Annotated in this window: 22 protein-coding genes and 1 pseudogene; 19 read left to right on the plus strand and 4 right to left on the minus strand. The window is 62.9% G+C overall.

From position 1 onward, the window contains the following. Positions 1-42 precede the first annotated feature (42 nt). Both SB822_RS27450 and SB822_RS27455 read left to right on the plus strand, forming a co-directional pair. On the plus strand, positions 43-1,068 hold the full coding sequence (locus SB822_RS27450; RefSeq protein WP_410856097.1) for an ABC transporter substrate-binding protein: 1,026 nt from the start codon (positions 43-45) through the stop codon (positions 1,066-1,068). Between the two features lie 18 nt (positions 1,069-1,086). Then, complete coding sequence (locus SB822_RS27455) at positions 1,087-2,010, plus strand: SMP-30/gluconolactonase/LRE family protein (protein WP_007738030.1); 924 nt, start codon at positions 1,087-1,089, stop codon at positions 2,008-2,010. Here the strand turns inward: SB822_RS27455 and SB822_RS27460 are convergent. After that, the gene (locus SB822_RS27460; RefSeq protein ID WP_007738031.1) at positions 2,001-2,897 is read right to left on the minus strand and encodes a LysR family transcriptional regulator; all 897 of its coding nucleotides are present in this window, start codon (positions 2,895-2,897) and stop codon (positions 2,001-2,003) included. The two genes, SB822_RS27455 and SB822_RS27460, sit on opposite strands and share 10 nt — an antisense overlap. 860 nt (positions 2,898-3,757) lie before the next feature. On the opposite strand from SB822_RS27460, the pseudogene SB822_RS27465 reads away from it, so the two are divergent. After that, positions 3,758-3,880, plus strand: a pseudogene (locus tag SB822_RS27465) (IS5/IS1182 family transposase); the annotation flags it as partial. A 168-nt stretch (positions 3,881-4,048) separates the two neighbouring features. Here SB822_RS27465 and SB822_RS27470 read toward each other — a convergent pair. Next, positions 4,049-5,239, minus strand: coding sequence for a porin (locus SB822_RS27470; RefSeq protein WP_086915441.1), 1,191 nt, complete (start codon positions 5,237-5,239; stop codon positions 4,049-4,051). Positions 5,240-5,838: 599 nt separating this feature from the next. Here SB822_RS27470 and SB822_RS27475 point away from each other — a divergent pair. The 12 genes from SB822_RS27475 to SB822_RS27530 all read left to right on the plus strand — a co-directional run bounded on the left by SB822_RS27475 (position 5,839) and on the right by SB822_RS27530 (position 18,323). Then, positions 5,839-6,645 carry a GntR family transcriptional regulator gene (locus SB822_RS27475; RefSeq protein ID WP_007733445.1) on the plus strand — a complete coding sequence of 269 codons (807 nt, stop codon included), beginning with the start codon at positions 5,839-5,841 and terminating at the stop codon, positions 6,643-6,645. A gap of 20 nt (positions 6,646-6,665) precedes the next feature. Further along, positions 6,666-7,871 carry an ABC transporter substrate-binding protein gene (locus tag SB822_RS27480; RefSeq protein ID WP_007733444.1) on the plus strand — a complete coding sequence of 402 codons (1,206 nt, stop codon included), beginning with the start codon at positions 6,666-6,668 and terminating at the stop codon, positions 7,869-7,871. A gap of 8 nt (positions 7,872-7,879) precedes the next feature. Beyond that, a complete protein-coding gene (locus tag SB822_RS27485) occupies positions 7,880-8,752 on the plus strand; it encodes a branched-chain amino acid ABC transporter permease (RefSeq protein ID WP_007733443.1) in 873 nt (290 codons plus the stop codon). Positions 8,753-8,755: 3 nt separating this feature from the next. Further along, positions 8,756-9,754, plus strand: a complete 999-nt coding sequence (locus tag SB822_RS27490) for a branched-chain amino acid ABC transporter permease (RefSeq protein ID WP_009771115.1) — start codon at positions 8,756-8,758, stop codon at positions 9,752-9,754. Continuing rightward, positions 9,747-10,502: an ABC transporter ATP-binding protein gene (locus SB822_RS27495; protein WP_007733441.1), complete on the plus strand. Its 756-nt coding sequence runs from the start codon at positions 9,747-9,749 to the stop codon at positions 10,500-10,502. Before SB822_RS27490 ends, SB822_RS27495 begins: the two co-directional genes overlap by 8 nt. Next, a complete protein-coding gene (locus tag SB822_RS27500; RefSeq protein ID WP_007733440.1) occupies positions 10,499-11,209 on the plus strand; it encodes an ABC transporter ATP-binding protein in 711 nt (236 codons plus the stop codon). The genes SB822_RS27495 and SB822_RS27500 overlap by 4 nt, the downstream gene beginning before the upstream one ends. A 3-nt stretch (positions 11,210-11,212) precedes the next feature. After that, positions 11,213-12,481, plus strand: coding sequence for a 3-isopropylmalate dehydratase large subunit (locus tag SB822_RS27505; RefSeq protein ID WP_009771112.1), 1,269 nt, complete (start codon positions 11,213-11,215; stop codon positions 12,479-12,481). Continuing rightward, the gene (locus tag SB822_RS27510) at positions 12,478-13,023 is read left to right on the plus strand and encodes a 3-isopropylmalate dehydratase (RefSeq protein ID WP_079487285.1); all 546 of its coding nucleotides are present in this window, start codon (positions 12,478-12,480) and stop codon (positions 13,021-13,023) included. The genes SB822_RS27505 and SB822_RS27510 overlap by 4 nt, the downstream gene beginning before the upstream one ends. After that, positions 13,017-14,687 carry a hydantoinase B/oxoprolinase family protein gene (locus SB822_RS27515; protein ID WP_410856098.1) on the plus strand — a complete coding sequence of 557 codons (1,671 nt, stop codon included), beginning with the start codon at positions 13,017-13,019 and terminating at the stop codon, positions 14,685-14,687. The genes SB822_RS27510 and SB822_RS27515 overlap by 7 nt, the downstream gene beginning before the upstream one ends. After that, on the plus strand, positions 14,684-16,756 hold the full coding sequence (locus tag SB822_RS27520) for a hydantoinase/oxoprolinase family protein (protein WP_410856099.1): 2,073 nt from the start codon (positions 14,684-14,686) through the stop codon (positions 16,754-16,756). Before SB822_RS27515 ends, SB822_RS27520 begins: the two co-directional genes overlap by 4 nt. A 9-nt stretch (positions 16,757-16,765) precedes the next feature. Next, on the plus strand, positions 16,766-17,386 hold the full coding sequence (locus SB822_RS27525) for a cysteine hydrolase family protein (RefSeq protein ID WP_007733435.1): 621 nt from the start codon (positions 16,766-16,768) through the stop codon (positions 17,384-17,386). A gap of 70 nt (positions 17,387-17,456) precedes the next feature. After that, positions 17,457-18,323 (plus strand): oxaloacetate decarboxylase, encoded by an 867-nt coding sequence (locus SB822_RS27530; RefSeq protein WP_410856114.1) that lies wholly within the window; start codon positions 17,457-17,459, stop codon positions 18,321-18,323. Between the two features lie 108 nt (positions 18,324-18,431). Here SB822_RS27530 and SB822_RS27535 read toward each other — a convergent pair whose 3' ends face one another. Continuing rightward, positions 18,432-20,006 (minus strand): UxaA family hydrolase, encoded by a 1,575-nt coding sequence (locus tag SB822_RS27535; RefSeq protein WP_410856100.1) that lies wholly within the window; start codon positions 20,004-20,006, stop codon positions 18,432-18,434. Continuing rightward, positions 20,006-21,094, minus strand: coding sequence for an Ldh family oxidoreductase (locus tag SB822_RS27540; protein WP_410856101.1), 1,089 nt, complete (start codon positions 21,092-21,094; stop codon positions 20,006-20,008). Before SB822_RS27540 ends, SB822_RS27535 begins: the two co-directional genes overlap by 1 nt. Before the next feature lie 218 nt (positions 21,095-21,312). Between SB822_RS27540 and SB822_RS27545 the strand changes: the two genes are divergently transcribed. Genes SB822_RS27545 through SB822_RS27560 form a run of 4 tightly spaced genes read left to right on the plus strand, consistent with a single transcriptional unit; the run spans position 21,313 to position 24,835 of the window. Next, on the plus strand, positions 21,313-21,837 hold the full coding sequence (locus SB822_RS27545; protein WP_007733430.1) for a MaoC family dehydratase N-terminal domain-containing protein: 525 nt from the start codon (positions 21,313-21,315) through the stop codon (positions 21,835-21,837). 12 nt (positions 21,838-21,849) lie between these two features. After that, the gene (locus tag SB822_RS27550; protein ID WP_410856102.1) at positions 21,850-22,335 is read left to right on the plus strand and encodes an acyl dehydratase; all 486 of its coding nucleotides are present in this window, start codon (positions 21,850-21,852) and stop codon (positions 22,333-22,335) included. After that, entirely contained in the window at positions 22,332-23,657 is a 1,326-nt protein-coding gene (locus SB822_RS27555; RefSeq protein WP_410856103.1) for a CaiB/BaiF CoA transferase family protein, read from the plus strand. Before SB822_RS27550 ends, SB822_RS27555 begins: the two co-directional genes overlap by 4 nt. Next, entirely contained in the window at positions 23,657-24,835 is a 1,179-nt protein-coding gene (locus tag SB822_RS27560) for a CaiB/BaiF CoA transferase family protein (RefSeq protein WP_086915432.1), read from the plus strand. Before SB822_RS27555 ends, SB822_RS27560 begins: the two co-directional genes overlap by 1 nt. Positions 24,836-24,866 lie beyond the last annotated feature (31 nt).

The following is a 24,866-nucleotide window of genomic DNA, read 5'->3' on the forward strand; positions in this document are numbered from 1 at the left end:
ATTCGCGGCCGAACGGGTCTGGACAACAAGGAGACAAACATCGTGATAACGGTCAGGCGCCTGCTGTTGCCATTACTAGCCGCTTGCGCGGCCTTCCTGAGCCAGTCGGGCGCGAGCGCGGCGTCTGCGCCAGAGAAACCGAAGCTCAGCCTTGCTGCTGCAGGCGTGGGCTTCCCCTATCTTCCGTTCGTCATTGCGGAAAGTCGGGGATACTTCAAGCAGGCTGGACTGGATGTCGAGATTGGCGTGTTCAGCGGTGGCGCGAAGGCTCTGCAGGCGATGTTAGGCGGCAGCGCCGATATCGTCGCGGGCGCTTATTCCAACACGATCACGATGGCGGCGAAGGGGCAGAAGCTGGTGTCGTTCGTGACCCTGGCCTCGTGTCCGGGCTGGGTATTTGGTGTGACCCGCGCCAGCCACGACAAGGTGAAGACGTATGCGGACCTCAGGGGAAAACGCATCGGAGTAAGCTCACCCGGTTCCAGCTTCCACATGGGCGTCAACTATCTGCTAAACAGGGCCGGCCTCAAACCGGGTGATGTCTCAATCATTGGCGTTGGTTCGTCTGCTGGTGCGATTGCCGCAGCACGCAGCGGGCAGATTGATGCATTGATGAGCAACGACCCGGTCGCAACCGTACTGCAGGGCAGTGGTGACCTTTTTCCTCTGGCGGTGATGCGTGATCCGGCCGGGACTCGCGCGACGCTGGGCGGCGACTATCCGGAAGCTTCCGTCTACACCACCAGGGAATTCGCAGCCAGGTATCCGAATACCGTGCAAGCGGTGACGAATGCCATCCTGGAGGCCGAGCGCTGGATGGCGCATGCGACGCCCGAGCAGGTTGCCGCCGCAGTGCCGCCGCAATACGCGCTGGCCGACAAGGCTGTGTTCGCCCAAGCCTACGGCAACATGCAGAACTGCATTTCGCGCGACGGCCTGATGACGGACGCCGCCGCGCACACGGTACGCGATGTGCTCGCCGCCTTCGATCCCGACATCGGCAAGGCCTCAATCGACCTGAAAGCCACGTACGACAACCGCTTCGTCGAGAATGCCATCAAGCACTGACTTGCGAGGAACTTAATAATGGAGAACTGCGTTCAAATCCTGGCGGAAGGGTTGAAGTTTCCCGAAGGGCCGGTGGCGATGGCCGATGGCTCAATCGTCCTGGTCGAAATCGAGCGCGAGACCATCAGTCGCGTGACGCCGGACGGCACGGTCAGTGTATTGAAGGAGGTGGGTGGCGGGCCCAACGGATTGGCCTTGGGGCCGGATGGAGCTTTCTACATCTGCAATAACGGAGGTTTCCTGTTCCGTACCGTTGCCGGTCTGAATCGCACCAAACCAGGCGTGCACCCGCTTTATACCAGCGGGCGCATCGAGCGTTTCGACCCACACACGGGGGACCTGAAGACTTTGTACGACCACTGTGGTGAATACCCGCTATGCGGTCCCAACGACATCGTCTTTGACCACGACGGCGGCTTCTACTTTACCGACTTCGGCAAGAACCGGTTGCGCGAGCGTGATCATGCAGGTCTCTATTACGGGCGAGCCGACGGATCAATGATCGTTGAAGTAGCCTATCCGCTCACGACGGCCAACGGGGTTGGCCTGTCGCCAGACGATAGTGTTGTGTATGTGGCGGAGACCGAGACCGCGCGCTTATGGGCATTCGATCTTGAGGTGCCAGGCCGGGCGCGCAAGCATCCTTATCCGTCCCCGCACGGCGGTCGCCTGATTTGCGGGCTACCGGGCTACCAACGCTTTGATAGCCTGGCCGTGGACGCAGAGGGAAATATCTGCGTAGCCACGCTGGTCACGGGTTGCATCACGGTGGTTGCGCCCTCTGGTGAGGTACTGCGCCAGGTGACGGTACCAGATGGCATGGTGACCAACATCTGTTTTGGTGGTGCCGACATGAAGACGGCTTACCTTACGCTCTCAGGCACGGGGCGCCTGGGGACCTTGGCCTGGCCGCAAGCGGGATTGAGACTGGCTTATTCCTGACTGCTACGTGCAAGCAGGTGCTTGAGAAAGAGTTGAACTGGTGCGGGGAGCGTCTCGGCCTCGCGCACACAGATCTTCCAGTGTCGTTCGGCCCAGACTTCGTCAAGCTGCACGGCGACCAGTGGCCCCGAACTCACGTAGCGGTGGGCATGATGTTCAGGTACCAGCCCTATGCCAAGCCGCGCTTCGACCATGCTGCGTACGGGCTCAAAGCCATTTACCCGGATCGACAGCTTGAGCGGGTGGTCCAGGTCTGCTGCCGCGCGCAAGACCAGCGAATTCAGATAGCTGCCAGCTTGTGGTCCCACCAGTGGGTACTCGGCCATCTCGCGAAATTTCACCTTGTCTGCACGGCTGAGTGGGTGATCAGGCGGCATGATCACCACCAGCCGGTCACTGTGATAGGGAAATACCTGCAGGCCGGCAGTCACTGTCGTGCCGCCGAACACGCCAATGTCGGCTGTGTTCTCCGCGACTGCGCGGACCACGGCCGGGCTCAAACTTTCCTGCAGGTCGATGCGTAGTCCCGGGTGCAGTGCCAGGAAGTCGCGAATGTCGTTGGCAATGTACTGGACGATGGTCGAGAGGCTCGCATGTAGCCGGATCTGTCCGCGCACGCCTTCGGCGTGGTCGAGCAGTTCACTTTCCATTTGTTTGACATCGCGCAGCAGCACGCGGGCGTGCTGCAATAGGGCGGTAGCGGCGATCGTCAGCTCGAGTCCTTTGTTGCTTCGCACAAAGAGGGCGGTCTTGAGGGTGTCCTCAAGATGAGACATTCGCTTGCTGAGCGCCGAAGGCGCGATGTTTTCAGCTTCCGCCGCGCGGGCAATACTGCCGTGCTCGCAGACGGCAACGAACAGTTTCAGCGACTGGAAATCGAAACGCATTGAGTCTCCGGAAGCGCGGTCTTCTCGCCGCGCCGTACTTTCTCGTGGCGGAAAGAGAGTATGCACGGGGGCGGTCCCGAGTGCAAAAATTTAAGCCGCTCGCTCTATACGCGCCTCTACGCCGCCAGCGTCTATTTGCGTGGGCCGAGCGGGACGGGCGAGGGGAGCTACGTCCGCCAGCGGCATACGGATTCCTGGCCAGATGATGAGCTGTAGCGGTTCGGATACGACATAGGCGGCGGTGAGTGCCGGCACGGAGCATGACAGCACGGTAGCGTGGCCGTCCATCCGAAAGACGGGCAAGGATCGACGCCGGCAGTAGGGTTCAAACCTCGTGATGAGCGCAACGCCGTGGGTTGGCTGCAGAATTCGCCCGAATTGCCCGTCGTCGGGCAGACGGTACTGATGGTCCGCATGTGCTCAGCGCTTTAGCCGGTTGAAATGCCAACGGTAGATGAGCAGAGGTCGGAGAACGTGTCAGTGACCTTCCGATCTGCGAGTGCTTTCATGCAGCGGCAGCCAGACGTATTGAATGTGTCCCCTGCTTTTTAAACGATCACAGTTGCAAAGGGACTAACGGCGATCCTCGAAAGCGGCGCCGGTTATGGCCGACGCAAGGTCGTGACACTTCGATCAGAGAGGAAGTACGCGCGTATCAGCGAGCCCATCTCAGCTCTCTGTATATCAGGCTCAGTAGCGAAAGCGCAGTTTCGGCGTCCGCGTCGGACGGCGCCAGATTACCGCTGTTCAATCGCTCGACGGACTTGGCTCGAGAGTGGAGTAGCACGAGGATGCGCACTGCCTTGCTCATGACCGGACGTCCACCTTTGACGCCACAATCATATGTGGAGAAGAAGCCAGTTCACGACATCACGGTGGCACATGATCTGTTACGCGGCAAGGAGCAGATTGCCTTTGCCGATGCGGGCTATGTAGACATCGAGAAGCGGGGCGAGACGGATGCGGTCCAGTGGCACGTCGCGACGTTGCGTGTCGTATGCTTTCGCCGGAGCACGTGTCGAGATGCAATTGCTCCGGTGGATAACAGGCGAACCGCTCAGACGGATAGCCAATCGCCATCTGCCAGGCGGAATCACACCCATAATCAGTTTAGTTTTCCTCAGTGCGGCGACATACGTCGCCGCTTCACATCAGAACTTGTGACGCATCCCCACCCGCAGCACAACCTGATGGTTGTCGTTCGACGGCGTGACGCCGTTGATTGCAGCAACCGCGCTGCTGCCGGTCGAATCCGTACCGGATGCTTTCTGATAGATCCCGACGAAGTACACATCCGTGCGCTTCGACAGGAAGTAGTCCGCGCCTGCCTGCGCCTGATGATAGGTCGCGCCGTCCCTGCCGCTTACCGAACTGCCTTTCGTGTAATCATAGGCCACGCCGACGAGGAATCCCGGCGTTATCTGATACTTGAAGTTGGCTTCGACGTTGTTGAACACGGCGGTGCCGCGGTTGCCGAACGGATTCGGACCTGATCCGCCACCGTTGAGATCGTCGAAGCGCGTATTCGAATAGGTTCCGCCAAACGTGGCTGCGCCATAGGTGTACGCGCCGCCCGCCGCATACACTTCCTGGGTGCGTGCATCGGCGAAGCCGGAGAACACTGGCGACGCGATGTTATTGAGTGACGCGAGCGGTGCGGACCCCGTTGTATTCGCGAGTGCGCTGGTGCCGTAGAACGAGGTATTCGGATTCCGGATGTTCAGGTAGCCGACACCGAGTCCGAGCGGGCCGTTGTAGTAAGAGCCGCCAAGCGACCAGATCTGGTTCTGGCTGAGATGGCCAGCTACGCCGCCGAGGCTATACACGCCACCGAACGTAAAGCCGCCATAGTTGTTGCTCGTGTACTTGATCGCGTTGTTGACCCGGTTCGAGTTGTTGATATTGTCGAGGTCGCCAGGATGTGCGGTATAGAATCCGCCCCATTGATCGCCGACTTCGAACAGGCCGACGTAGTCGACCACGGAATCATACTGTCGTCCAAGTGTCACCGTGCCATACCGTGTGCCCAGGCCGACATACAGCTGGCGCCCGAAGAGCAGCCCGCCTTGACCAAGCTTCCCGCTGCTGAGATCCATGCCGCCTTCGAGGACAAATAGCGCCTTCGTGCCGCCGCCAAGGTCTTCGACGCCTTTCAAACCCCACCGGCTTGCCTGAATTTCACCGCTGACGAGGCTGTACTGGCGCGCGCCATGCGAGTTGTTATTGAACGTCAGGCCTTCATCGACAATGCCGTAAAGGGTGACACTGCTCTGCGCCTGTGCGACAGCGCAATATGTTCCAAGTGCTCCGATGAATCCGGCGATGCAAATTGATTTTTTCATCCTGTTTCCAGAATTGTTCGTTGACGTCGGGTCCCTTAGTGCGAAGCCAAGGGCATTTTTCACGGTCATGATTCACCGGCCGCGAGGCTAATTGCAAAGCAGGCATCCTAAACAAAGAAAATCGATGAAATATCGGCTCGATCGTCTACAGCGCGTGGGGACAAGGAGCGCATGCAAGCGCACTCGGGTCGCTCTACTGGCGCTCGTCACAATCGACGGATAGCTAATCAGAACCGCAGCGGATTTCATTTGCGACGAAAATTAAGCATCCTATTTTGTCTTGTCAATAGAACATTTGATGCGCAAAATGTCCTATTGCCGTGCAGAATGTTGAGTCGTCTGCGATGCACGGATTTTTGGGTGTTTTCCCGATGGAACAAGCTCGTACGGTGCTTGTTCCATTGGTTATGCGGTGCCGGCTATGCGACCCGTTGCGTGCATGTTTTTGATTCGCCCCGGAGAAGATCCGACGACGGAAGCAAAGCTTGCGAACCTCTTACGAGGAGTTTGGCCTTCATAGGCGCATACGAAGTAGAACAATCTTTATTTTCCAGTTTGTTCTATTGACCTGACATTACGACACTTCTAGAGTGACCTCTATGGAAACGACGCTGCCACTGCCGAAATACCACCAGATCTACCTGGTGTTGCGCGAGCAACTTCAGGAAGGCCGCTTCGACGACGAAGGCATGCCTGGTGAACATCTTCTCGCCGAACAGTTTTCGGTCGCGCGTATCACAATACGCAAAGCAATGGAGATGCTCGTCGCGGACGGGCTGGTAACACGGCGACCGGGCGTAGGCACATGGCCACTGCGCGTTGACTTAGGAAAAAAGCAGGGTGATTCGAAAGCTGCGCCGGTTTCGCGCCAGAAAGCGCATCTGACCGGTCTGCTTGAAAACATCGTGAATATGGGCCTGCGGACCACGGTCGAAGTGCTCGACAGCACGGTGGTACTCGCCTCGGAGGCCGTCGCCGAAGCGCTGCACCTGGCTGTGGGCGATGCCGTCTATAAAAGCGTGCGGGTGCGTAGCACGTCGGCGGGGCCTGTGTCGTTCATCACAACGCACGTGCCGAAAGCAGTGGCGGAAATCAAAAGCCGCGACCTCAAGCGCAAGCCCTTGCTGATGCTGCTCGAGGAAGCGGGCGTGCAACTTGGCGGTGCGACACAAACCATTTCCGCGCGCCTTGCCGATGCCGTGGTGGCGCGCCATCTGGACGTAGCTGTCGGTTCGGCGCTGCTCGCGGTCACCCGTTTGGTGCGTGACACCGACGAGCGACCCGTACAACTGTTGCAAGGCCTTTACAGGCCTGACCGTTATCAATATCAACTACAGCTCTCGCGAATCGGCGACATCGACGCCAAGGTCTGGGTCAGCGAAGAACTGTCCGCCACATTCAACTAACGCTATCCAACGGAGATCGCATGAGTTCGCGTCGCACATTTCTGCGCCAGTCCACCGCCGCAGCAGCACTGGTTGCCGCACCTTGGGTCGCTCGCGCGGCGAACGGCAAGAGCATCAAGGTCGGCGTGCTGCATCCTGTCACGGGAGCGTTGGCTTATTCGGGGCAGCAATGTCGTCTCGGTGCACTGCTGGCTATTGAAGACATCAACAACGCAGGCGGAATCAAGTCGCAGGGCGGTGCGCTGATCGAGCCGGTGCTGGGCGACGCGCAGTCGCGTCCCGAGGCCGGTGCGGCCGAAGTCGAGAAGATGAACGAGGCAGGTGTCTCGGCGATTGTCGGCGCATATGCATCGGCAATCTGTCTCGCGACGACGCAAACCGCTGCGAAATACGGTTTGCCGCATGTCGTCGATGTGGGTGTGGCGGATCAGATTGTTGAACGCGGCTTGACCAACACATTTCGCTTCGGCCCCGGCTACCGGATGTGCAGTGCACGCGCGGTGGAGAACCTCAACGCACTGAATACCGACGCCGGCAAGCCGGCCAAAACGGTAATGATCGTGCACGAAGAGTCGTTATTCGGGACGGGCACCGCCACGTTGCTCAGCAGCGAGCTTCCTAAGTACGGCTTCGAGATCAAGGAAGTCATCAAGCATCCGAATCCGACACGCGACTTCAACAATATCGTGTTGCGCATGCGCGCGGTCAATCCGGATATCGTGATTCCGGCAAACTATTACAACGAGTACGCTCTGCTGCTGCGAGCGATGAAGCAGCAGAAGGTTCGTCCGAAAGCAATCTATTCGGTGCTGGGCGGCGCGGCGTCGAGCTACAAGTTTCTGAAGGAGTTTCCCGATATTGCCGACGGCATCATCGATTGCAACCACTGGTTCAATCCGAAGGATGCGCGAGTTGAGCCGTTGCGCAAGCGGGTCGAGGCAAAGGGGGCGTATTTCTCGTACGAAGTGTTCATGACGTACACGGCGACGATGCTGCTTGCCGATGCGCTCGAGCGCGCCAAATCGGCCGATCGCGCGGCAATCAATGCGGCGCTTGCATCGAGCGCGTTTAAAGATCACATGATGCCGTATGGGCCGACGCATTTCGTCAACGGTCAGAACACGGGGGCGCAGCCGCTGCTGACACAGGTGCTCGGCGGCGACATCAAGGTCGTGCTGCCGCCCGCCTACCGCGAAGTCGCGCCGCAATTTCCGCTGAAGAGCTGAGGCCGCGCATGTTCGATCCAGTCATCCTTTTGTCGGCGCTGCTCAACGGACTGACGACGGGTGCGGTGTATGCACTCATCGCGCTCGGCCTCACGCTGATTTACGGCGTGCTGCATATCATCAACTTCGCGCACGGCGCGGCGTTGATGATCGCGCTGTATGCGGTCTTCCTGCTGAAGGAGCGACTGGGCATCGACCCGTACATGGCCTTGCCCATCGTGATGCTCGGGATGTTCGCGTTTGGCTACCTGCTGCAGCGCTTCGTGATCAACCGCGCGAGCCACGGCAAGGACGAGAACATTCTGCTGGTTACCCTCGGCCTGTCCATCGTGCTCGAAAACCTCGCCCTCGTATGGTTCCATTCCGACACGCGCAACATCGAAACGGCTTATACGCTGTCGACGATCGAAATCGGCCCGGCCATGATTGCGTTACCCAAGGTAATCGCCTTTTTCGGTGCGCTGGTCGTCGCGGCGGTGTTGTTCCTGATCATCCGCATGACCGATCTGGGCCGCGCGATACGCGCCGTTTCTCGCGAGAAGCACGGCGCGAAGCTGATGGGTATCGATGTCGACAAGGTCTATGCGCTGTCCTTCGGTATCGGCATGGCGTGTGTCGGCGCGGCGGCCTGTTTCCTGTTGCCGACGTACTACGTCAATCCTCAGGTCGGAAGCGGCTTTGTGCTGATCGCCTTCACGATCGTCGTGCTGGGTGGCATGGGCAGCTTTGCGGGCGCATTGGTCGGTGGTCTGCTCATCGGCGTGGTTGAATCACTAGGGGGTTTGTGGTTCGGTGATTCGCTCGGCCAGATGGGCATCTTCGCGATCTTCATTGTTGTGCTGCTGGTACGCCCTCAAGGGCTTTTCGGCGCGAGGGCCTAACCGATGCGCGACGTTCGTTCGATCCTGATCTTCGGTGTGCTGTTGGCCGTGGCCGCCAGCGTGTTGCAATCTGGCGTGCTGCTCACGTTTCTGATGATGTCGCTATATGCGGTGTTGCTATCGCAATCATGGAACATTCTCGGCGGCTATGGCGGGCAATTGTCGTTTGGACATGCATTGTTCTTCGGCGTCGGCGCATACACGCAGGCCATTGCGCAATTGAGCTGGGGCTGGAATCCGTGGCTCGCGTTGCCGGTTGCAATCGCATTCGGCGCGTTTGCCGGGCTGGTGGTGGGTGCGCTAGCGTTTCGCGGCGGATTAAAGGGTTCCTACTTCGCGCTGGTGACGCTGGCGTTTGCCGAAGTGGCGCGCATTCTCGCGGTGTCGGTGTCGTTTACGGGCGGCGGCGTGGGTCTGATGGTGCCGCTGCATGCGAGCGCGGCGAACCTGCAATTTGGGTCCAGGCGCGGCTATGTGTATTTGCTGCTGTCATTCGTGATTGCCGCGTTGCTGGTCACCGCATGGTTGCGTCATTCGCGTTTCGGCGCATACCTGCAAGCAGTGCGGGACAACGAAAGCGCCGCACGGGCGATCGGCGTCGATCCGGTGCGCGTGAAGCTGGGCGCGATCGCGTTGTCGGCTGCGTTCATGGGTGCGGCGGGCGCGTGCTATGTGCAGATGTTCCAGTACATCGATGCAGGTATCGCGTTCGGCCCGTCGATCTCGATCGAAGCGCTGGTGGGCGTGATTGTCGGCGGAGTCGGCACGTTGTGGGGACCGGTACTGGGCGCGGCACTCCTTTATGTCCTTGGTGAATCGACCCGCAACCTGTTCGGCGAATTGCCGGGTATCAGCATGGTGATCTATGGCGTGGTGCTGGTCGTGATCGTCATGTTTTTGCCGCGCGGCCTGACGGGTGCGGGCATGTCGGTGCGTCGCATGATGGGCCGGCCGGCGAAACCGAATCGCACTAGCGAGCGCAAGGAGGAAGCCCGTGTCTGATGCGCTTTTGCAGGCCCGTGGCCTGTCCATCACGTTCGGCGGCCTGAAGGCGGTGCAGGACGTCAGTCTCGATGTCATGCCCAACACGCTGACGGCACTCGTCGGTCCGAACGGTGCCGGCAAGACGACGCTGTTTGCGTTGCTGTCGGGGTTTCTTCGGCCCGGCGCCGGGCGCGTCCAGTATCTGGGGCGCGACATTACGGGGATGGCGCCGCATCAGTCGGCAAGGCTTGGCTTGACGCGGACGTTCCAGATCGTGCAGCCGTTCGGCGCACAGACTGTGCGCGAGAACATTGCGGTTGGCGCACACCTGCATCAACCTGGGCGGCGGGCCGCGCTGGCGGCCGCAGAGGAGGTCGCGGCGCGGGTGAATCTGCATGACAACCTCGATAAACCAGCAGCAGATCTGACCGTGAGCGGCCGCAAGCGTCTCGAACTGGCGCGTGCGCTTGCGACGAAGCCTCGTTTGCTGTTGCTCGATGAAGTGCTCGCCGGACTGAATCCAAGCGAGATCGACGAGATGATTCCCGTCATTCGTGGCCTGGTCGACAGCGGCGTCACGGTGCTGATGATCGAGCACGTGATGCGCGCGGTGATGAGCCTGGCCGAACACGTATGGGTGCTGGCGCAAGGCCGGTTGATCGCGGGCGGCACGCCGCGTGAAGTGACATCGGATCCGTCCGTGATCGAAGCGTATCTCGGTCACGGCACGGCCCAACGGCTGGCGCGTGAAGGAGAACGTCGGTGAGCGCATTGCTCGAAGTGAGCGGGCTTCGCACAGGCTATGGGCGCACCGAAGTGCTGCGCGGCGTGGATATGCGTGTCGACGAAGGCGAGATTGTCGTGCTGCTCGGCAGTAACGGTGTCGGCAAAACCACGCTGAACAACACCGTGTGCGGCATTAATCCTGCGTGGCAGGGCGCCGTGCGGTTCGACGGTCACGACCTGACCGGGCGACACTACCGCGCCGTCGTCGGAGCCGGCCTGATCCAGGTGCCGGAAGGTCGGCGAATTTTCCCGAACCTGAGTGTGCGCGAAAACCTCGAGCTTGGTGCATATACGCGCGGCAAGCCGAATCGGAGCCGCAACCTCGCGCGGATGCTGGAGATATTCCCGCGTCTTGGCGAACGGATCGATCAGCCGGCGGGCACGATGTCGGGCGGCGAGCAACAGATGCTCGCGATCGGCCGCGGCTTGATGGCCGAGCCGCGTTTGCTGATTCTGGACGAGCCGTCGCTGGGTTTGTCGCCGTTGATGGTCGAAGAAATGTTCGCGCTCATTGCGCGGCTGCAGAACGAGGGACTCGCGATTCTGCTGGTCGAACAGAACGTCGGCCAGTCGCTCGAAACCGGACAACGTGGCTATGTGCTGGAGAACGGGCTGGTCCGTTACTCCGGCACATGCGCGGAGTTGATGGCCAGCGACGAATTGCGTCGCGCCTATTTGGGGATGTAGTCGATGGCAGCAGCACAAACGCTTGCGCAAAAGCTGATTGCGGCGGCCTGCGGGCGGCCCGAAGTCGAAGTTGGAGAAATCGTCACGTGCAACGTCGATCTCGCGATGTTCCATGACTCGAGCGGTCCGCGCCGGTTGCAGCCGATGCTCGAACAGCTCGGCGCATCGTTGTGGGACAAGTCGAAGGTCGTGCTCGTGATCGACCACTATGTGCCGGAGGCCGACGACGAATCGCGCCGGATCGTGCGCATCGCGCGTCAATGGGCAAGCGCACAGCAGTTGCCGAACGTCTACGACAGTGTCGGCATCTGCCATGTGGTGTTGCCGGAACGTGGCCACCTGCGACCGGGCATGTTCTGCGTGGGCGGCGACTCGCATTCGCCGACAGGCGGCGCGTTCGGCGCATACATGTTCGGCATCGGCAGCACGGAGATGCTCGGCGTCGCAGTATCCGGGCAGATCTGGGTCAAGGTGCCGGAGACCTTGCAGATGAACTGGCGTCATCGCCTTTCATGCGGCGTGACGGCGAAAGACATGATGCTGCATATGATCGGCCGCTTCGGCATGAACGGCGGCCGCTATCAGGCCGTCGAATTCTGCGGCGAAGCCATCAACGCGCTGTCGATGCAGGAACGCATGACGCTGTCGAACATGAGCGCGGAACTGGGGTCGCAGGTCGGCCTGATTGCGCCGGACGCGATTACGGTCGACTATCTTCGCGCCGCGGGCGTGCAAGATGAGATCGATGTCGCTCGCTGGCAAAGCGATCCGCAAGCACGCGTCGAGACGCACGACTTCGACGCCGCGCAACTCGCGCCGCAAGTGGCCGCGCCGCACAGCCCGGCGAATACGCGCGATGTCGGCGCGTTCGGCGATGTCGCCGTGCAGGTCGCCTATATCGGCGCGTGCACTGGCGCGAAACTCGAAGACTTGCGCGCGGCGGCCAGAATATTGCGCGGGCGCCGGGTGGCCGAGGGCGTGCAACTCGTCGTGGCACCGGCCAGTATCCGCGACCAGTCGCAAGCGGCAAGCGAAGGCGTGATGGATGTGCTAGAAGCAGCTGGCGCGCAAGTGCTCGCTACGACATGCGGCGCGTGTGCCGGTTATGGCGGCTCGATTCCCGAAGGCAGCACAGTTGTGTCGAGCACCGCGCGCAACTTCAAAGGCCGTATGGGCGCCGAGACGGCGCAGGTCTATCTGGGTTCGCCCTATACGGTTGCGGCGTCTGCGTTACGTGGACGCATTACCGATCCTCGCGAGGTGCTCGCATGACCGCTTGCCGCACGGCGTTCGCCGAAACCGGGTGGACTTCCGATCTGCATCGCGTATGGCGGGTCGGTGGGGATATCAATACCGATTCGCTCGCGCCCGGCGCGTATATGAAATTCGGTATCGACGAAATCGCCCGCCATTGCTTGCAAAACGAGCGCCCCGATTTTGCAGCGGGCGTCCAGACGGGCGACGTGCTCGTGGCCGGGCCGAACTTCGGCATCGGCTCATCGCGCGAACAGGCTGCCGCTGCGCTGGTACGCCTGGGCGTGCGGGCAGTGATCGCACCAGCGTTCAATGGCCTGTACTTTCGCAACGCATTCAACGTCGGCCTGTTGCTGCTGACGTGCGCCGACGCCGAAACGATCGGAGAGGGCGAGCGCATCGCGATCGACCCCCACGGCGGCGGCATCCTGCTGGCCGATGGGCGCGAGCTGCCGTGCGATCCCGTCCCTGCATTTCTGCTCGACATGGTCGACGCAGGCGGTCTGCTCAATTTGCTCAAGCAGCGCTACCCCACACCCAACGGAGTCATCTCATGCTAGACCCGGTCACGCTGGCGGTCCTCAAGGGCCGGCTGGAACAGATCGCCGATGAAATGGACGCGACCCTGTACCGCAGCGCCTTCAATCCGATCATCGCGGAAGCACACGACGCCTGCCACGGTATCTACGACGCCGTTTCGGGCGCGACGCTGGTGCAGGGCAAGTCGGGCCTGCCGGTGTTCGTCGGCGCGATGGCGTTCGCGGTGAAGGCGGCAATCCGCGTAGCAGGCGAGCGCGGCGGCATGATCGACGGCGACGTCTGGCTCTTCAACGATCCGTACGAAGGCGGCACGCACGCGAACGACTTCAAGCTGGTGCGTCCCGTGTTCCGCGACGGCAAGCTGTTCTGCTTCCTTGCGTCAGCGGCTCACTGGCACGACGTCGGCGGCGCGGTGCCCGGCAATTACAACCCGGCCGCTACGGAGTGCTGGCAGGAAGCCGTGCAGATTCCGCCCGTGCGGATCGTGCGGCGCGGCGAACTCGATGCCGACGTGCTCGCCATTCTCAAAGCGAACACCCGCTTGCCCGATAGCCTGTGGGGCGACCTGAACGGCCAGCTTGCCGCGCTTGAACTCGGCGCGCGCCGCCTGAACGATCTGCTCGGCGACTACGGCGACAACGTCGTGCTTGAATCGCTCGCGCTGTTGCGCGAACGGGCTGTCAGGCTGATGCGCTCGCACGTGGCAGCGCTGCCCGACGGCGACTATACGTTCGACGACATGCTGGATAACGACGGCGTGCGCGACGAGCCGCTGAAGATCGCCTTATGCATGCGCGTTGCCGGCGACACGCTGACACTCGATTTCACCGGCACGTCGCCGGCTTGCGCCGGACCTGTGAACATCTCGCGGGCCACGGCGATCGCCGCCTGCTATGTCGCGCTCAAGCATCTGTTCCCGGACGTGCCCGCGAATGCGGGCGTGCTCGACGCCGTGTCGTTCGTATTGCCGGATGGGCTCGTGATCTCAGCCGACCGGCCGCGTCCGGTCGGCGGCTATACGGAAACTATCTTGCGCATGATCGACGTGATTTTTTGTGCGATGGCCCAGGCCGCGCCGGAACTCGCGATGGCGCAGGCTTACGGCACGATCAACGCGCTGTCGATAGCCGGTCATCGCAGCAGCGGCGCACGCAAAGGTCAGCGCTGGGTGATGTTCAGTTTCTTTGGCGGCGGTCACGGCGGACATTCGCAAGGCGACGGCCTGAGCCACGGCAATGCGCCGATTTCGACCGCGACGATCCCGCCGCTGGAAATTCTGGAGGCCGCCTATCCGGTGCGCTTTACGCAATGGGCGTTACGTCCCGATTCGGGCGGCGATGGCACCTATCGTGGCGGGCTGGGCGCGATCTATGAAATCGAACTGCTCGAAGACGAAGCGGAAGCGTTCATCTTCGGCGAGCGCGGACGCTCCGCGCCGCAAGGCATCGCGGGCGGCGCGGCGTCGGTGCGCAACGTGTTCCGCTATCAGCAGGATGGCGAATGGCACACGCCGCCGATGGCGTCGAAGATGCTCGGCATCCGCCTGAAGCGCGGCGAACGCGTGCGGCTGGAAACGCCCGGCGGGGGCGGCTATGGCGCGCCGTCGGAACGATCGGATGCGGCACGCGAACACGACCGCGCGATGGGTTATGTCACGATGGATGTGAAGGAGCAACAGGCATGAAGGATGCGGCACACGGTTCTCTGGTCGTCGGCGTCGACGTGGGTGGCACGTTCACCGACCTGTTCGTCCTCGACGAAGCCGCCGGCACCGCGCGCGTGGTCAAGGTGCCGTCGACACGGGGCGAAGAAGCGCGCGGTTTCATGAACGGCATCGAACGCATCGGCGGCGAAGGCGAAGGGCATGGCGGCGCGCGTGCGATTGCGACGGTCGTGCATGGCACGACGGTCGGCACCAATGCACTGCTCGAACGAAAGGTTGCCCGCACCGGCATCATCACGACGGAAGGTTTTCGCGACGTGCTCGAAATGCGGCGCCGCGACCGGCCGCGCACCTGGGGCTTGCGCGGGACGTTCGAGCCGGTCGTGCCACGCGATCTGCGACTCGAAGTGAGCGAGCGCGTGCTGGCCGACGGCACGTTGCATACACCCGTGGACATCGCCCAGGTCGAGGCCGCCGCGCGCGCGTTGCTCGAACGCGGCTGCGAGGCAGTGTGCGTGTTCTTCGTCAATGCCTACGCGAATTCCGTCAATGAAGTGCTCGCAGTGGCCGCGGTGCGCGCGATCTGGCCCAACGCGAACGTCACGGCAGCGACCGAAGTGTTGCCCGAGATCCGCGAGTTCGAACGATGCTCGACGGCCACGTTGAACGCGTCGTTGCAGCCCGTCGTAGGCAGCTATCTGACGCGTCTCGAGAGCGATCTGAAAGCGCATGGATTCGGCGGCGAATTGCTGGTGGTGCAGAGCAATGGCGGGATCATGTCGCGCCAGACCGCGTGCGATGTGCCCGTGCGCACGGCGTTGTCCGGCCCGGCTGCGGGCGTGATCGCCTGTGCCGCGATCGGACGTGCCGCGGGCTTCCCGAATCTGGTGACGGGCGACATGGGCGGCACATCGTTCGATGTGTCGCTGGTTGCGCGCGGTGAAGCGTCGTTGTCCGCGCAGACCTCGATCGATTTCGGCATGGTAGTGCGCGCGCCGATGATCCAGATCGAGACGATCGGCGCGGGCGGCGGCTCGATTGCATCGGTCGATGCGGGCGGCCTGCTGCAGGTCGGCCCCGAGTCCGCCGGCAGCGTCCCAGGCCCGGCGTGCTACGGACGCGGCAACATGCGCCCGACCGTCACCGATGCCAACGTGCTGCTCGGTCGGATAGCAGCCGATCGTCCGCTGGGCGGCGGGCTTCTGTCACGGATGGACGCCGGCAAGTCGCGCGAGGCGATCGACATGCACGTCGCTGCGCCGCTAGGACTTGATGCGTACGCCGCGGCCGAAGCGATCCTGACGGTGGCGAACGCGAAGATGGCGGGTGCGATTCGCCTGGTGTCGATCGAGCGGGGCCATGATCCGCGCGAGTTTGCCTACATGCCGTTCGGCGGCGGCGGCGCGCTGCACGTGTGCGCGATGATGCGCGAAGTTGGCACCACGACGGGCATCGTGCCGCGTTTTCCGGGCGTGACGTCGGCGATCGGCTGCGTGATTGCCGATATGCGCCACGACGCCGTGCAGACGCTGAACCGGGGGCTGGCCGAACTCGATGTCGACGATCTGCGTGCCCGCGTCGCGGGCATGGCCGACGCGTGCCAGCAGCGGCTCGATTCGGCGGGCGTTGCCTTCGAAGCGGTGCGCGAGAACGTCGAACTGGACATGCTGTACGTCGGCCAGAGCCATACGGTTCGCGTCGAAGTGCAGCGCGACGCGCTCGATCGTGCGGCGATCGGCGCCGCGTTCGAAGCCGCGTACCGCACGGCGTTCGGGCGCGCGCTGGACGGCATTCCCGTGCGCATCATGAACCTCCGCTATGCGCGCATCGGTGTCCGGCCCAAGTTCGATCTGGCCGTGCTGGCACCGAAGGCAACGACGATGCCGGCCTCGCCCGGCACGCAAGCGGTATTTCATGACGGCCAGTGGTGGGACGCCGTGCGCCATGCACGCCTCGACTTGCCGGTGGGCGCAACGGTGGACGGTCCCGCGATCCTCGAACAGGCCGATACCACGATCTGGCTCGAACCCGGTTTCAGCGGTCGAGTCGACCCATTGGGTAATCTGCTGATCACGCGCCGCACGACCTGAGAGATACGCATGATGACTTCCGGCACGCAACTCGATCCGCGACAGACCGCGCTCATCATCGTCGATCTGCAAAACGACTTTGTGAGCGAAGGCGGCGCCTATCATCGCGGCGGCGCGGCGTCGGACGCGGCGCGCGCATTGCCGCTGCGCGTGGCGCCAGTGGCTCGCGTGCTCAAGCAACGAGGCGGATTTGTCGCGGCAAGCCAGTTCACGTTATGGCCCGACGCCCAGGGTGAGCCGATGATCTCGCCGCATCTCAGGCAACTGCGCCCGTTCCTGCGTCGAGGTGACTTTGTCGCTGGGTCGAACGGTCACGCGACCGTCGCCGCACTCGACGATCTGGTCGATGTGTCGGTGTGGAAAGTCGCGTATTCCGCGTTCTTCAACACGCAGCTCGACTGGGTGTTGCGTCGCGCGGGCATCGAGGTCGTGGCGATCTGCGGCATCGTCACCAACGGCGGCGTGGCCAGCACCGCGCGCGACGCGCATATGCGGGACTATCGCGTGCTCGTTTTGGGCGACGGTTGCGCGGCATCGACGCAAGCAGCGCACGACGCCGCGCTTGCCGATCTTTGCACGGTCGGTGAGGTGACGACGTGCGAGGCTTTCCAGAGCCGCCTTGGCGCGTGAGCAGAAAAGAGGCTGGTTGGTCGCCATGGATGGCGGCGGCATCACCCGACCGAAAACAGGAGTAGAGACGATGGCGACAAAAGTAAACGGACTTAAGACCATCCTTCAGCAAGGTTCAGTCCTTGCCCCTGGCGTCTTCGACGCATTGACAGCGTTGATCGCCGAACAGGCTGGCTTCGAGGCGCTGTATCTATCCGGCGCATCGATCGCCTACACGCGGCTTGGCCGCTCGGATGTCGGTCTGACGACGTCATCCGAAGTCGAAGATACGCTTGCGCGGATTACCGAGCGTGTCGATGTTCCGTTGATCGTCGATGCCGATACGGGCTTCGGCAATGCGTTGAACGTCAAGCGCACGGTGCGTGGCTTCGAACGCGCTGGCGCGGCCATGATCCAGCTGGAAGATCAGACCTTCCCGAAACGTTGCGGGCATCTGGACGGGAAGTCATTAATCCCGGTTGCAGAGATGTGCGGCAAATTGCGCGCGGCAGTCGATGCGCGATCGAACAGCGAGACGATGATCCTGGCGCGCACCGATGCGGTGGCCGTCGAGGGACTGGACGCTGCGCTCGATCGCGCCGAGCGATATCTGGAAGCAGGTGCCGATGCGTTGTTCATTGAAGCGCTGCGCTCGGTCGAACAGATGAAAGCGGCCTGCGATCGCTTCGCAGGACGGGTTCCGTTGCTCGCGAATATGGTCGAGGGCGGTAAAACGCCGGTGCACAGCGTGCAGGCGCTGACGCAACTGGGATTTCGCATTGTTATTTTTCCCGGCGGCACGGCGCGCGCGGTCGCCCATACGTTGCAGGGGTATTTCTCCAGTCTGCGTGAGACCGGAACGACTTACCCTTGGAAAGATCGCATGCTCGATTTCGACGGAATTAACGACGTGATCGGGACGCAGGCGTTGATGGCAGAATCGAAGCTGTACGGTTAAAGACGCTCATCGCCTGCTCGCGGAGATCGCCGCCACCGGCAAACCGCGACGGCGATCGCGTCATCGTCACAGGGCATTCCAGACGCGGTCGCAAACAAGTGGCGAGCTTCAGGTGATGGCACCTAGTTGCCACGGCACGAACTCGTTGTGGCCGTATCCGTGCAACTCGCTTTTCGACTTTTGCCCGGAAGCGGTCGCCAGCATCAGTTGAAAAATTTCCTCCCCCATCTGCTCGACGGTGCGTGTTCCGTCAATGACCGCGCCGCAGTTGAGATCGAGATCTTCCTGCTGTCGATGCCAAAGCGCCGTATTCGTCCCGAGTTTCAGTGACGGCGACGGCACGCATCCGTATGCTGAGCCACGTCCTGTTGTAAAGCAGATCAGGTTCGCGCCCCCCGCGACCTGTCCCGTGGCGGAAACGGGATCGTAGCCGGGCGTGTCCATGAACACCAAACCATGAGCGTCGACCTGTCCGGCATAGCTGTACACGTCGACGAGATTCGTCGTGCCGCCCTTGGCCACCGCGCCAAGCGATTTCTCGAGGATCGTGGTCAGTCCTCCCGCCTTGTTGCCGGCCGACGGATTGTTGTCGAGACTCGCGTTCATCCGCGCACAGTAAGCTTCCCACCAGCGAATACGGGCAACCAGCTTCTCGCCCACTGCCTGCGACACCGCGCGGCGCGTGAGCAGATGCTCGGCGCCATAGATTTCCGGCGTTTCAGAGAGAATCGCCGTGCCGCCGTGCGCAACCAGCCGGTCGACGGCTGCGCCCAATGCCGGATTGGCGCTGATGCCCGAGTAGCCATCGGAGCCGCCGCATTGCAGCCCAACCAGGAGATGACTGGCATCGACTGGCTGACGTCGCACCTGGTTGGCCCCGGCAAGCATTGCCTTGACCTGGTCGATGCCTGCCGCCACCGTGCGTGAGGTGCCGCCACTGCTCTGGATCATCATCGTCTTCAGCGTGGCGCTCCCCGCGAGACCTTGTGCCTCCATCAACCCGTCGATCTGATTGGTTTCGCAGCCCAGCCCGACGATCAACACAGCGGCGAAGTTGGGATGGCGCGCGTAGCCGCCGATCGTGCGGCGAAGCACTTCGAGCGCCTCGCCGTTGGCGTCGATCGCACAGCCTTGTCCGTGCGTGAGGGCGACGACGCCATCCACGTTCGGATAGTCGGCAAGTGCCTGCGGATTGACGTCGCGCCGGAAGTAGTCGGCGATGGCGCGTGCGGCCGTGGCCGAACAATTCACCGACGTCAGTATCCCGATGTAGTTGCGGGTCGCGACACGCCCATTGCTGCGGACGATGCCCTGAAACTGCGCGGGCGGTCGCACGTGTATCGTCGGCCGGACGCCGGCGCCGAACGCATAGTCTCGCTCGAACGTGCCAATGGCGAGATTATGCGTGTGCACGTGCTCGCCGGACTCGATGGGGCGCGTCGCGAATCCGATGATCTGCCCGTAACGTCGTACGGGCGCGCCACTTTGGACAGACCGTAGGGCGACCTTGTGTCCGGGCGGCACCAGGCCGCGCACGGTGATGCCGTTACCGAGGCACATGCCCGCAACCAGTTGATGTCGCGCGATCACGACATCGTCATCGGGATGCAGCCGGATGATGGGATCAGTCGATGCCGCGGCAGCGGCAAGCGGCGTCGCTTCAGAGTCCGTGGTCGTGCGCATCAGACGGCTTCCTTGCCGGTTTCTACGTCCAGCGCCGCAAGGGATGGTATGCCGTACCGTGCGCCGCATGCTTCGAGCGCCGCGACGACAGCAGGACGCAGGCGCACGCCATGCGCGAGCTGCTCGCCGCGCCGGGCCATCGCGCGGTCGCCGGGCAGGCGCACGGGATCATGCGGGACGCGCGGTGCATTGCTGCGGCAGGCATCGCCTAGCCAGTCCATTTGCCGTCGCAACGCTTCGATGCCACCCAGTGCGGCCGGATCGTACAGCGTCATGAAGACGGTCGCGCCCCAGCCCTCCGCAGGGTCGGCGCGGCCGAATCCAGCGAGACCCCCAGTGAGTGCCTCGATCAGCAACGCGAGACCGAACCCCTTGTGACCCGCCGACAGTCCGCCAAGCGGCAGGATCGTGCCAGGCGGATCGGCAAACAGCACGCCCGGATCGCGTGTCGCCTCGCCATGCGCATCGAGCATCCATGGTTCGTCGAACAGCTGGCCATTCTGGTGAAGGCGTGCGCTCATCGCATTGGTCGTTACGGATGCCGAAATATCGATCAATATCGGCGTGGTCGACGTGGGCATACCGAGCGCGATGGGGTTGGGTGTAAACAACGGGCGCGTGCCACCGAAAGGCGCAACACTCTGCACGCTGGGATCGGAGCTCGCCAGCATCATCACCAGATTCGACTCGGTGGCGCGCAGCAGATACGCGGCAAGGCACGCGATGTGATGACTGCGTCGGATGACGAGCGTTGCGCTGCCGAGTTCTCGCACGCGGGGCATCAGCGCATCAATTCCGGCGTGGACGAGTGCCGGCCCCGGCAGCCGGTGACCATCCCACAGCAAAGTGGCAGCGCGGTCGGAGACAACTTCGGGCTTTCCGTCGCACGTCATCGTGCCCGCTTGCAGTTCGCGGACGTAACCGGGCAACAGCGCGAGGCCGTGAGTATCGTGTCCCATCAGGTCGCCTTCGACGAGCGTGCGTGCAACGTCGTCCGCGTATCCGCTGGCGAGGCCCGCTTTGCCCAGCACGTTGCGCGCATAGTCACGCAGCGCATTTGCGTCGTAGCGGTTCTTTTCCATCGCCATGTCTCCCCTCGTCGATGTCATGCAGCGGCTCGCACAGAATGCCGGCCATTGCGGTATGAGACGGACGATAGTCGAATGAACGAAGGCTGAGAAGACGTTGATTCAATGATCAAGTATTGTGCGCTGCACGGATGCTCACCTAGACTGGCCTCGCCGATGCAGCACAGCGCTGGCTGCATCTTCTCGCTGACAGCAACGGGGATCGAGGAGAGACATCTGTGAGCAATGAATACATCACCGGCAAGGTGAAAGCCATCATCGGTGCGCAGACCGACTGGGTTGTGTCGACACATCCCGTCGAAGCGGGCGAAGTGCGCCGCTTCCATCACGCGACGATGGACGACGCGCGCCGCTACTGGGACGAAGACTGGGCTGCGACGAGCCGCTACGGCAGCGTGGTCGCGCCGCCCGGTTTTCCCGTGCATGCATTTCGCCGGCCAGCGAACTCGCCCGATCCGCTCGACGACATGAACAAGCCCGACTACGACGGGTTGAGCCGCAGCTTCAGCGGCCTGCCTGCCGTCGAAGTCGAACTGCCGCGCGACCTGAACGGCGGCTACGAATACGAGCTGTATCGCTACGCGCGCGTCGGCGAGAAGGTGCTGCGTCAGGCACGCTACAAGGACATCGTGCAACGCGACGGCAAGAGCGGTCCGATGGTGTTCGTCATCATCGAGGAGACCTACACGACCGAGTCCGGCGAAAAGCTGCTCAAGGTCACCAATACGCAGATCATGCGCTAGGCGAGGACTGTCATGGCCGCACTATGTTTTGAAGACGTCGAAACCGGCACGGAGATTCCGCCTGTCGTCAAAGGTCCGATGACCACGGCGCACATCATGCGCTGGTCGGCTTCGATGGAGAACTGGCACCGCATCCACTACGACTGGCGTTTCGCGACCGGGCACGACAAGCTGCCCGACGTGATGGTCAACGGATCTTGGAAGCAGCACATCATGCTGCAACTCCTGACGGATTGGGTCGGCGAGAGCGGTTGGGCATGGAAACTCCAGTTCCAGTTTCGCGGCATGAACGTGCCCGGCGACGTGATTACGGCCTGGGGCCGCGTGACGGGCCGCGAGCGGCGCGGCCGCTATGGTCTCGTGCATCTGGAGATCGGGCTGCGCAACCAGCAAGGCAGGGAGAGCACGCCGGGCACCGCGACGGTCGTCCTGCCACTGCGGCATGGCGCACCTGTGCCGTATCCGTTCGATCCCGCTGTTCTCGATGAGGCAGCGTGAGTACGGCCGCCTCTGCCGCGCCGCCGCGGGCGTCGACGGTGTCCCTTGCAGCGCCCCTGGCTGGCGTGCGTGTGATCGAATGGAGCGGCTCGATGTCGGCGTCGTTCTGCGCGCGCGTGCTGTCCGATCTCGGCGCCGACGTGCTCAAGCTCGAACCACCGGGCGCGGGCGATCCATTGCGGCGCGTTGGTCCGTTCGCGCCGCACGCGGCCTACGGCGACGATGCCGCGCTCTTCGCCTACCTGAATCATGGCAAGCATAGCGCGACGCTCGATCCATCGTACCCGGCGGGCGCCGCATTGCTGAAGCGCCTTGTCGAATCGGCTGATCTGCTGATCACGTCCGCGCACGCGTCGCGCCTCGCCGAACTCGACCTCGACGGCAACACGCTGAGGAAGCTCCAGCCAGCACTGGTGACGCTCGCCGTCACGCCATTCGGAACACGACTCGCGGATGACGCGTCGGCGAACCGGACGGACGCCGACACGCCTGCCGCCTTCACCGATTTCACGCTCACGCATCATGCGGGCTATGCGTTCCATCAGGCGCGGCCGGTGCATGCGCCCAGCGAGCAGCCGCCCGTCGCGTGCGCGGATCGCGAAGTGGCGCTCGCGACGGGTATCGCGGCGACGAACGCCGCGCTCTGGGGCCTGCTCGAAGCCCAACTGCACGGTGAGGGCCGCAGCATCGAATGCGCGGAGCTGGACGTCATTGCTCATCTGTTGATCGAACCCGTTGCCGATTACGGACGCGGAGAACGCACCTTCAGCCGCCTGCGCGAGGAACTGCAAGGCACGGAAGTCGCGGGCGGGCTGATCTGGCTGCTGCCCTGCAGGGACGGCTTCGTGATGATTTCGCCGCGCGAGGAGCATCAGTGGGAACGCTGGGTCGAACTGCTGGGCAATCCGCCGTGGTCGCGCGATGCGGCGCTGTGCGGCGAACGCACCGCGCGCAACGAGAACTGGATGACCCTTCAGGAAGAAATGGCGAAGTGGACGCGCGAGCATACGCGCGCGGATGTGTTCGAGCGCGCGCAGGCGGCGCGCGTGGCGTGCTTTCCCGTTAGCGGCGCGCGCGATCTGCTCGAGAACGCGCAATTGAATGCGCGGCGCTTTTTCGATTGCTGGGAAGGCACGGGCGACACCCCGCTGTCGATGCCGGGCTTGCCGTTTTGCCTGCGCACGAGTTCCGGCGCAGAACTGCCGCGCGGGCGCGACGTGGCGTCGCCTCGCTTGGGCTCGGCCAATCGCGCCGTATTCGAAGAGCGTCTTGGGCTGTCGCCGGCTCACATGGAAACACTGCGACAGCAGGGAGTGGTCTGATGAGAAAAGCGGAAAGCGGGGCATTGTCCGGCCTGCGCGTGATCGACTTCAGCTGGGTACTGGCCGGCCCGATGACCACCAAGATGCTCGCGGGCATGGGCGCGGAAGTGATCAAGATCGAGTCGTCGACCCGGCGCGAGCACACGCAGCGTCAGCCATGGTGGGCCGTGGTGAACGCGGGCAAGAAGAGCTGCACGATCAATCTCAGCCGGTCGCAGGGCCCCGAGCTGATTCGCCGCCTGATCGCGCAGAGCGACATGGTGGTCGAGAACTTCTCGAACGGCGTGCTGGCGAAGTTCGGGCTCGACTACCCGGCGCTTGCCGCGATCCGGCCTGATCTGATCTTCGTCTCCGCGTCCGGCACCGGCCGCGAGGGACCACAGCGCGACGCGCTCGCCTACGGCTCGCTTTTGCAGGCCTACAGCGGCCGCGCGAGTGTGGTCGGCACGCCGAACGAGCGCGTCGAGGCGATGGGCATCCTGCCGGCGTGGACCGATCCGATCACGGCGCTGTGGGAGTGCTGTGCGGTGCTGGCCGCCATCCGCCACCGCCGCGTGACGGGCGAAGGCGCTTTCATCGACCTTTCCATGCTGGAGAGCACAGTCGCGCTGCTGCCGGAACTACTGTTTCGCGAGGCCTTGGGCAGCGCCACGCCGGCCGCGAGCGGCGCGCGCGAATGGAGCGCCGCCCCGTCCGGATGCTTTCGCTGTGAGGGCGATGACGCGTGGCTTGCCGTGTCCGTCTGCGACGACGGGCAATGGCGCGCGCTATGCGATGCAATGGACAAGCCCGGACTCGCCACGGACTCGCGCTTTGCCGACGCGCTTGCCCGCGCTGCACATCGTTCGGAAGCGGACGATCTGCTCGCCGCATGGCTCGCGCACCAGCCGGCCGGGCAGGCGCTCGATGCGCTGCAATCGCGTGGCGTGCCGGCGGCGCGTTCGCGGCATATCGGCGCCGTGATGGAAGACTCTTATTTCGCCAAGCGCGGGCTATTCCCCGAACTGGCCGACGGCTCGCGCAGCATTGCGCTGCCGTGGCGTGACAGCGGGGGCTTTCGAGGCGATTTCACGCCGCCGCCACGGCTTGGCGAGCACAACGACTACGTGTTCCGCGAGCTGTTGGGACTCGACGCGGGCGATATCGAAGCATTGACGGAAGCGGGCGTGCTGCGCTGAGGGCTCGATCGGCCTGATCGGCCCGCTGAAC

The sequence above is a fragment of the Paraburkholderia sp. SIMBA_054 genome, assembly GCF_046534875.1.
Taxonomy (GTDB): domain Bacteria; phylum Pseudomonadota; class Gammaproteobacteria; order Burkholderiales; family Burkholderiaceae; genus Paraburkholderia; species Paraburkholderia hospita.

What these genes read in the sequence shown, in the direction of transcription:
- SB822_RS27560 (WP_086915432.1), top strand. Translation starts at nt 23,657, where the DNA reads ATGAGAAAAGCGGAAAGCGGGGCATTGTCCGGCCTGCGCGTGATCGAC.
- SB822_RS27480 (WP_007733444.1), top strand. Translation starts at nt 6,666, where the DNA reads ATGAGTTCGCGTCGCACATTTCTGCGCCAGTCCACCGCCGCAGCAGCA.
- SB822_RS27535 (WP_410856100.1), bottom strand. Translation starts at nt 20,006, where the DNA reads ATGCGCACGACCACGGACTCTGAAGCGACGCCGCTTGCCGCTGCCGCG.
- SB822_RS27540 (WP_410856101.1), bottom strand. Translation starts at nt 21,094, where the DNA reads ATGGCGATGGAAAAGAACCGCTACGACGCAAATGCGCTGCGTGACTAT.
- SB822_RS27485 (WP_007733443.1), top strand. Translation starts at nt 7,880, where the DNA reads ATGTTCGATCCAGTCATCCTTTTGTCGGCGCTGCTCAACGGACTGACG.
- SB822_RS27490 (WP_009771115.1), top strand. Translation starts at nt 8,756, where the DNA reads ATGCGCGACGTTCGTTCGATCCTGATCTTCGGTGTGCTGTTGGCCGTG.
- SB822_RS27505 (WP_009771112.1), top strand. Translation starts at nt 11,213, where the DNA reads ATGGCAGCAGCACAAACGCTTGCGCAAAAGCTGATTGCGGCGGCCTGC.
- SB822_RS27455 (WP_007738030.1), top strand. Translation starts at nt 1,087, where the DNA reads ATGGAGAACTGCGTTCAAATCCTGGCGGAAGGGTTGAAGTTTCCCGAA.
- SB822_RS27530 (WP_410856114.1), top strand. Translation starts at nt 17,457, where the DNA reads ATGGCGACAAAAGTAAACGGACTTAAGACCATCCTTCAGCAAGGTTCA.
- SB822_RS27475 (WP_007733445.1), top strand. Translation starts at nt 5,839, where the DNA reads ATGGAAACGACGCTGCCACTGCCGAAATACCACCAGATCTACCTGGTG.
- SB822_RS27510 (WP_079487285.1), top strand. Translation starts at nt 12,478, where the DNA reads ATGACCGCTTGCCGCACGGCGTTCGCCGAAACCGGGTGGACTTCCGAT.
- SB822_RS27525 (WP_007733435.1), top strand. Translation starts at nt 16,766, where the DNA reads ATGATGACTTCCGGCACGCAACTCGATCCGCGACAGACCGCGCTCATC.
- SB822_RS27520 (WP_410856099.1), top strand. Translation starts at nt 14,684, where the DNA reads ATGAAGGATGCGGCACACGGTTCTCTGGTCGTCGGCGTCGACGTGGGT.
- SB822_RS27470 (WP_086915441.1), bottom strand. Translation starts at nt 5,239, where the DNA reads ATGAAAAAATCAATTTGCATCGCCGGATTCATCGGAGCACTTGGAACA.
- SB822_RS27460 (WP_007738031.1), bottom strand. Translation starts at nt 2,897, where the DNA reads ATGCGTTTCGATTTCCAGTCGCTGAAACTGTTCGTTGCCGTCTGCGAG.
- SB822_RS27515 (WP_410856098.1), top strand. Translation starts at nt 13,017, where the DNA reads ATGCTAGACCCGGTCACGCTGGCGGTCCTCAAGGGCCGGCTGGAACAG.
- SB822_RS27550 (WP_410856102.1), top strand. Translation starts at nt 21,850, where the DNA reads ATGGCCGCACTATGTTTTGAAGACGTCGAAACCGGCACGGAGATTCCG.